Annotated in this window: 7 protein-coding genes and 1 tRNA gene; all 8 read left to right on the top strand. The window is 66.4% G+C overall.

Features of this window, described 5'->3' with window-relative positions:
* The first annotated feature begins 41 nt into the window (after positions 1–41).
* The 8 genes from sepX to D0C15_RS21715 all read left to right on the top strand — a co-directional run bounded on the left by sepX (position 42) and on the right by D0C15_RS21715 (position 7,045).
* A complete protein-coding gene (gene sepX / locus D0C15_RS21750; RefSeq protein ID WP_116048555.1) occupies positions 42–791 on the top strand; it encodes a divisome protein SepX/GlpR in 750 nt (249 codons plus the stop codon).
* A gap of 57 nt (positions 792–848) precedes the next feature.
* A tRNA-Ala gene (locus D0C15_RS21745) sits at positions 849–921 on the top strand.
* 380 nt (positions 922–1,301) lie between these two features.
* Positions 1,302–2,174 carry a TetR/AcrR family transcriptional regulator gene (locus D0C15_RS21740; RefSeq protein ID WP_116048552.1) on the top strand — a complete coding sequence of 291 codons (873 nt, stop codon included), beginning with the start codon at positions 1,302–1,304 and terminating at the stop codon, positions 2,172–2,174.
* Positions 2,167–3,057: a beta-keto acid cleavage family enzyme gene (locus D0C15_RS21735; protein WP_116048549.1), complete on the top strand. Its 891-nt coding sequence runs from the start codon at positions 2,167–2,169 to the stop codon at positions 3,055–3,057. The genes D0C15_RS21740 and D0C15_RS21735 overlap by 8 nt, the downstream gene beginning before the upstream one ends.
* Entirely contained in the window at positions 3,050–3,997 is a 948-nt protein-coding gene (locus D0C15_RS21730) for a 3-hydroxyacyl-CoA dehydrogenase NAD-binding domain-containing protein (RefSeq protein WP_116048547.1), read from the top strand. Before D0C15_RS21735 ends, D0C15_RS21730 begins: the two co-directional genes overlap by 8 nt.
* Positions 3,984–4,427 carry a thioesterase family protein gene (locus D0C15_RS21725; RefSeq protein ID WP_116048578.1) on the top strand — a complete coding sequence of 148 codons (444 nt, stop codon included), beginning with the start codon at positions 3,984–3,986 and terminating at the stop codon, positions 4,425–4,427. Before D0C15_RS21730 ends, D0C15_RS21725 begins: the two co-directional genes overlap by 14 nt.
* Before the next feature lie 72 nt (positions 4,428–4,499).
* Positions 4,500–6,092, top strand: coding sequence for an ABC transporter substrate-binding protein (locus D0C15_RS21720; RefSeq protein WP_116048544.1), 1,593 nt, complete (start codon positions 4,500–4,502; stop codon positions 6,090–6,092).
* Positions 6,089–7,045, top strand: a complete 957-nt coding sequence (locus D0C15_RS21715) for an ABC transporter permease (protein ID WP_116048542.1) — start codon at positions 6,089–6,091, stop codon at positions 7,043–7,045. The genes D0C15_RS21720 and D0C15_RS21715 overlap by 4 nt, the downstream gene beginning before the upstream one ends.
* Positions 7,046–7,047: the final 2 nt, after the last annotated feature.

The raw sequence follows: 7,047 nt of genomic DNA, 5'->3' as shown, positions 1-7,047 counted from the left end.
GAGTTTTCGCTGCACCTGCTGGGGGGCGGGAGGTATTCGCAATGTCTGACAAGACTCACCAAGACGCGCCCGTCGAACGCACCGCGGGTTCGGGCGTCGGCGGCTACGATGCGGACGACGGTGTCGGCCCGGTCGATCCTGTTGACCTCGAGGACGAGTTCGACGACGGTTTCGACGACGACTTGGACGACCTGGACGAACTCGACAGCGTCGACGAGGACCTCGCGGACGAGGAGCCGATGACACCGGAGGAGCGCGCCCAGGGTCGCCGCATCGGTGTGCCCTCGGCCGGCGCCCGACCCGGTGCCCGGTACCGGCCCGGACGGGGCGGCTTCGATCCGGAGGCCGCGGAGATCGCCGCCAAGGCCAAGTACGCGTACCGGCAACGCGTGGTGCTGTCGCTGATCGCTGCCGTGATCATCACGGCTGTCGCTGCCGTGTTCCTGTGGTCGCCGATGTGGTGGGCCAATGGCGCCGCAGGCCTCGCTCTCGTGGGATACCTGGCGTACCTGCGCAGGCAGGTACGCATCGAGGAGGAGATCCGGCAGCGCAGGCTGGCCCGGATGCACGCCATCGCCCGCGAACGCCGGGACCTGGACGAGTTCGAGCCGCGTGAGGAGATCGAGGTCGCCGAGTACCGCCGCGAGATCGTGGGCGCCGAGCGTAAGCCGGTGCCGAGCTCGCGGATCCGGCGTCAGGCCGTCGTACTCGACCTGGACGACGAGGATCCGGCCTTCCACGAGCTGAACGACCCGGGCCAACTGCCGTTCCGCAGGGCGGTGGGCGAGTAGCCACCCCGCCTGAAAGGTGGGTCGCGGCTGGCTGTTATGCTCGTCGCGCTTCACCAAGGGGCTGTAGCGCAGTTGGTAGCGCGTCTCGTTCGCATCGAGAAGGTCAGGGGTTCGATTCCCCTCAGCTCCACAAACGTACGACAGATGCCCTTTCTCGGCTATTGAGGAAGGGCATTTTTTCTGCGACAGCAACAGCGCCTATCGAGCATCACCATCGCATCCGGTTCACACGTGGTGCCATTCGACGATGTCCAGCGCACCGCGTCCGCCGTGAGTGAGACGCGCGAGGAACTCCCAGTCAGCGGTTGATGTCGCTGTGGAGAGCAGGGTAGAACCTGGCTGGCTTCTGGAAGGCGCCGTAGAAGCCGCAGGCCCAGCATCGAGCTGGCCGAACCTGCCTACTGCCGCATCACACACTTCTTCGATGCCGGCTTCGCCGTAATCGCAAGCAGACTGATTCGTCAGTTGAATACTTGCGATTGGCGCAAGTTCACCCTATGGTGACCCGCCATGGACGGGAACGGCGAGGTGCACGAGCGGGTACGGCAGGTGCTCACGGCGCTGTCACAGCCGCAGCGTGAGTTCGCGGCAGCGATCGGCATCGACGAGACGAAACTGTCCAAGTCCCTTGCGGGCAAGCGCCGTTTCTCCCCTCAGGAGCTGGTGCGGATCGCCGAACACAGCGGCGTGATGGTGAACTGGCTGCTCAACGGCAGCGACGACGCCACCACTGTCACGGCCCTTCCGGTCCCGGCAACGCGGTCAACGGGCATGCCGATCGACAGCAAGCATTCCGAACCACGCAAGCGGATCCTGGAAACCGCGTGGGAGCTCATCGCCGAGCGCGGATTCCACAAGGTACGAATCTCTGACATCGCGACGGCGTGCCACACCAGTAACGCGAAGATTCACTACTACTTCCCCACGAAAGAGGACGTGCTGCACGAGGCGTTGCGGCGCAACGTGAAGCTCGCCTTCGACCGGCAGGTCGCCGAACTGCACACGATCGACGATGCGTACCAGCGGTTGCTGCGGCTCGTCGAGCTACAGCTGCCCACCGACGGCCTGTTGCGTGCGGAGTGGTCCGTGTGGCTGCAGGTGTGGAACGAGAGCGCGCTCAATCCCGACCTGCGCGCACTGTATTGGGACTCCTACAACCGTTGGTACCGCACGATCGCGATGACCATCCGCACCGGGCAGGAGCAGGACGTGTTCCGGCCCTGGGATCCCGACCGGGCCACCGCGGCGCTGACCGCGCTGATCGACGGCCTCGGCATCCAGGTGCTCACCGGAAAGCCGGGCAGTTCGGTGGACGCCATGCGCGAACACCTGCACGAGTTCATCGCACACAACATTGCCAAGGAGCAGCAAACCGATGGCTGAAACGATCGTCACCTGCGCACTCACCGGCGCGGGCGACACGGTGGGCAAAAGCCCGTACGTCCCGGTGACGCCAGAGCAGATCGCTTCGGCGGCGATCGAGGCGGCGAACGCGGGAGCGGCCGTGGTGCACATCCACGTGCGCGACCCGGAGACCGGCCAGGGCTCCCGCGAGGTCGCGCTGTACCGGGAAGCCGTCCGGAGGATCAAGGACAGCGGCGTTGACGTCGTTGTCAACCTCACCGCGGGAATGGGCGGCGACCTGTTCCTCGACCAGGACGACCCGCTCAAGCCGGTGGACGGCACCGACCTGGTGAACGGCCTCGACCGCCTGCCGCACGTCGAGGAGCTGTTGCCCGATATCTGCACGATGGACTGTGGCTCACTGAACTTCGGTGAAGGTAGCCAGCTCTACGTCTCCACGCCCGACATGCTCCGTGTGGGAGCGAAGCGGATCCAGGAGCTCGGTGTGAAGCCGGAGCTGGAGATCTTCGACACCGGGCAGCTGTGGTTCGCCACCAAGCTGATCGAGGAAGGTTTGCTCGATCCGCCTCCCCTGTTCCAGCTGTGCATGGGGATTCCCTACGGCGCCCCGGCCAACCCGGAGCTGCTGGCGACCATGGTCAACATGTTGCCCAGTGACGCGCAGTGGGCTTCGTTCTCCATCGGCCGCAACCAGATGCCATGGGTCGCGCAGTCGGTGCTGCTGGGCGGGCACGTCCGGGTGGGCCTCGAGGACAACCTCTACCTGTCCAAGGGAGTCAAGGCGAGCAACGGGCAGCTGGTGGAGCGCGCGGTGCGCATCGTCGAGGACCTCGGCGGCACGGTGGCGACGCCCGACCAGGCACGTGCCCAGCTGCGGCTGAAGGAGCGTGCACATGCCTGAGTACCGGACGATCGCGTGTGTCGGCGCCGGGGTGATCGGCGGTGGCTGGGTCGCACATTTCCTCGCCAGGGGCTACCGCGTCCGTGCGTGGGACCCCGCGACCGACGCGGAGGCCAAGCTGCGCACGCTGGTCGAGCGTGCTTGGCCCGCTCTGACGGAGCTCGGTCTTGCCGAGGGCGCGAGCATCGACAACCTGACCGTCACCGCGACACTCGCCGACGCTGTGGGTAACGCCGACTTCGTGCAGGAGAGCGCCCCGGAACAGTTGGAGCTCAAGCGCCAGCTGCTCGCCGACATCGACGCCGCGACACCCGACGATGTGGTCATCGCGTCCTCCACCTCCGGTTACAGCATGACGGAGATGCAGGGCGCCGCTGCACGCAGGCCGCAACGACTGGTCGTGGGTCACCCGTTCAATCCGCCCTATCTCATTCCCCTGGTTGAGGTGGTCGGCGGCGAGCTCACCGAGCGGTGTGCCGTGGACGAGGCCGCCGCCTTCTACCGCGCCGTGGGTAAGTCGGTGATCACCATGGACCGCGAGGTCCCCGGGTTCATCGCCAACCGCCTGCAGGAGGCGCTCTGGCGGGAGGCACTGCACATGGTGGCGAACGGTGAGGCGACAGTCGAGCAGATCGACGTCGCGATCACCGAAGGCCCCGGCCTGCGCTGGCCCGCACACGGCCCTTGTCTCACGTTCCATCTCGCGGGCGGTGACGGGGGAATGGCGCACATGCTGGACCACTTCGGACCGTCGTTGAAATCGCCCTGGACCCGTCTCGACGCGCCCGAATTGACCACCGCACTGCGGGACGCGATGGTCGCGGGCTGCGCTGACGAGGCGGGTGAGCGTTCCGTCGCCGACCTGGTCGCCGAGCGGGATCGGGCGATCATCGCCGTCCAGCGCGCCGTCGACGCCGCACGTGGTGATGCCCGTGCCTGAACCACTGGAGTACCGAGACACGGTCCGCGATGAGTGGATCGACTACAACGGCCACCTCAGCGAGCCCTACTACGTGTTGGTCTTCGGTGACGCCACCACGAACCTGATGGAGCAAATCGGGCTCGGCGCCGAGTACCGGCAGCGGACTGGATCGTCGCTCTACACGGTCGAGGCCCACGTTCGCTACCTGCGCGAGGTGCGGCGTGGCGCCGACCTCCTCGTGCACACCCACGTCGTCTCCACGGGGACCAAGAAGGCCCGCATCTGCCACGAGATGTACACCGGCGACACGCTCGTGGCCACCGAGGAGCTGCTCGCCGTGCACGTCACGGACGGACGCGGCAGCCCGTTTCCCGGCGAGGTACAGGACAACCTCCAACACCTCGTCGTATCCGCACCGGACTACGCCGGTCGCGCCATTTACGGTTAGCGCCTCATTTCGCATCGAGGGGGATCTCCACGCCATTCCCGTAAGCGATCACCTAACCGGAAACCATTTCCCATGAATGTGGACAACAGCTTGACCCAGCGCGCGCTGAACAGGCGCAGCTTTCTCGTCGCCGCATCGGGCGGACTCGCACTACTCGGCGCGGGAACGCTGTCGGCCTGCGGACCACGCTCGGCGGTGTCCGAGCCGTCCGGGCCACCGCGGCGCGGCGGGACACTCCGCGTCGGAGTCACCGGCGGCGGTGCGGCCGACACCCTGGACCCGCACATCCCCGCCACCAACCCGGACATCGCCCGCGTCATCAACCTCTATGAGCCGTTGCTCGGTCGCGACCACGACTACAACCTCGAGCTGCTGGTCGCCGAGGCACTCGAGTCCTCTCCGGACGCTCGCGTGTGGACGGCCACGCTGCGCAAGGACATCCGGTTCCACGACGGCAGGCCGGTCACACCGGAGGATGTCGTGGCCACGTTCGCCCGGATCACTGACCCCGACGACCCCAAGAACGGAGCGGCGAGCCTCCAGGACATCCTGGACGAAGTGGTGCCGACCGGCGAACGCACTGTCGAGTTCCGGCTCACCGAACCGGTGAGCGTGTTCGACGACTTCCTCGCCCAGTACTCGCTCGGTATTGTGCCCGCCGACTTCGACCTGAAGCACCCGATGGGCACCGGACCGTTCCGCGCGAGCACTTTCACCGAGGGGTTGCAGAGCACCTTCGTGCGCAACGAGTACTACTGGCGTCCGGGCCAGCCCTACGTCGACGAGCTGGTCCTCACCAACTTCGCCGAGGACGACGCCCGGATCAACGCTCTGCTGTCCACCCAGGTCGATGCCATCGACCAGGTGCCCGTAGCGCTGATCGAGGTGTTGCGCAGCGATCCACGCATCCGAGTCTTCACCTCGGAGACCGGTACCTGGCTGCCGTTCACCATGCGAGTGGATCGCCCTCCGTTCGACGACGTGCGGGTGCGCCAGGCGCTGCGGCTCGTCGTGGACCGCGAGCAGATGATCAATCAGGTGGTCAGCGGGAAGGCGCGGCTCGGCAATGACCTCTATTCCCCCTTCGATCCCGCATACGCGGACACGATCCCGCAGCGCAGGGCCGATATCGCGAAGGCGCGGCAGCTGCTTGCCGATGCGGGCAAGGAGAACTTGCGCGTCGAGCTGGTCACCGCGCCCATCCAGGCCGGCGTCGTCGAGGCGGCTCAGGTGTTCCAGCAGCAGGCCAAGCAGGCCGGAGTCACCGTCGACATCCGCAGGCTGGACACCACGACCTTCTTCGGTGACAACTACACGAAGTGGGACTTCGCGCAGTCCTTCTACTACACCCGCAACTACCTGCCACAAGTGGCGGCCAGTTCGCTGCCGGACTCGCCCTACAACGAGACCCATTTCGACGATCCGGAGTTCATCGGTCTGATCAAGCGGGCCAGGGGGACCGTCGACAAGCAGGAGCGCGACGAGCTGCTCGAGCAAGCCCAGGGGATCGAGCACGAGCGCGGCGGAAACATCATCTGGGGTTTCGTGGACACAGTGGACGCCCACCAGGTGTACGTGGCTGGCTTCGAGCCAGACCGCACGGGGATCTCGCTGTCGAAGTACCAGTTCCGTCAGGTGTGGCTCGCCGAAGGAGGTGACAGATGACCCGGCTGATCGTGCGCAGGCTACTGGTCAGCTTGCTGGTGCTGTGGGTGGTGACGTTGCTGGTGTTCATCGCGACACTGCTACTGCCCGGTGATCCCGCCCGCGCGATTCTCGGGCAGCAGGCCACCCCGGAGCGGATCGCAGTCCTGCAGCAGCAGCTGAACCTGGACGCGCCGGTGTACGAACGGTATCTGGAATGGCTAGGTGGTGTGCTCACCGGCGACCTCGGCACCTCCACCGCCACCCAGGAGTCGGTGAACGCGCTCCTCGGCGAGCGGTTGCTTGGTTCGCTGGTGCTGCTGGTCGCCGCGGCAGTGATCAGCGCGCCGCTCGGTCTAGCGCTGGGCACCTGGAGCGCGATGCGCCGGGAACGCGCCGCGGACCACGCCATCTCCGGCTTCAGCATCGTGGTGGCGGCGCTGCCGGAGTTCGTGATCGGCGTGGCGCTGACCGTGCTGCTGTCCACCACGGTGTTCAAGGTCTTTCCCTCGGTCACGCTGGCCGCGCCGGGACAGCCACCGTGGGACGAGCCGAGCCAGCTGGTGCTCCCGGTACTCACGCTGGTGCTGGTCGTGACGCCCTACATCGTGCGCATGATGCGCGCCACGATGATCGACGTGCTGGACAGCGGCTACGTCGAGATGGCGCGGCTGAAGGGTGTCGGCGAGCGCACGGTGATCCTGCGGCACGCCCTGCCGCAGGCGATCGGCCCGGTCGCACAGGTGATCGCGCTGCAGCTGGCTTGGCTGGCGGGCGGGGTGGTCGTGGTCGAGTTCCTGTTCCGGTATCCGGGTATCGGGGCCCTGTTGATCGACTCGGTGAACAACCGCGATGTCGAGGTGGTACAGGCCATCACCCTGATCATCGCGGGTGTCTACATCGTGGTGAACCTCCTCGCCGACCTCGTCGGCATCGTGACCAATCCGAAGCTACGTACGGAGGTCATGGCGTGAGC

Origin of the sequence: Amycolatopsis palatopharyngis, from assembly GCF_003385185.1 — a bacterium.
GTDB classification, from domain to species: Bacteria; Actinomycetota; Actinomycetes; order Mycobacteriales; family Pseudonocardiaceae; genus Amycolatopsis; species Amycolatopsis palatopharyngis.
The sequence above is the reverse complement of the archived record's forward strand: the minus strand, read 5'-3'. Positions and strand labels throughout refer to the sequence as shown.

Bases quoted from the DNA above. Each gene is read 5' to 3' on its own strand.
- D0C15_RS21730 (WP_116048547.1), top strand. From the start codon at position 3,050: ATGCCTGAGTACCGGACGATCGCGTGTGTCGGCGCCGGGGTGATCGGC.
- D0C15_RS21725 (WP_116048578.1), top strand. From the start codon at position 3,984: ATGCCCGTGCCTGAACCACTGGAGTACCGAGACACGGTCCGCGATGAG.
- sepX (WP_116048555.1), top strand. From the start codon at position 42: ATGTCTGACAAGACTCACCAAGACGCGCCCGTCGAACGCACCGCGGGT.
- D0C15_RS21740 (WP_116048552.1), top strand. From the start codon at position 1,302: ATGGACGGGAACGGCGAGGTGCACGAGCGGGTACGGCAGGTGCTCACG.
- D0C15_RS21720 (WP_116048544.1), top strand. From the start codon at position 4,500: ATGAATGTGGACAACAGCTTGACCCAGCGCGCGCTGAACAGGCGCAGC.
- D0C15_RS21735 (WP_116048549.1), top strand. From the start codon at position 2,167: ATGGCTGAAACGATCGTCACCTGCGCACTCACCGGCGCGGGCGACACG.
- D0C15_RS21715 (WP_116048542.1), top strand. From the start codon at position 6,089: ATGACCCGGCTGATCGTGCGCAGGCTACTGGTCAGCTTGCTGGTGCTG.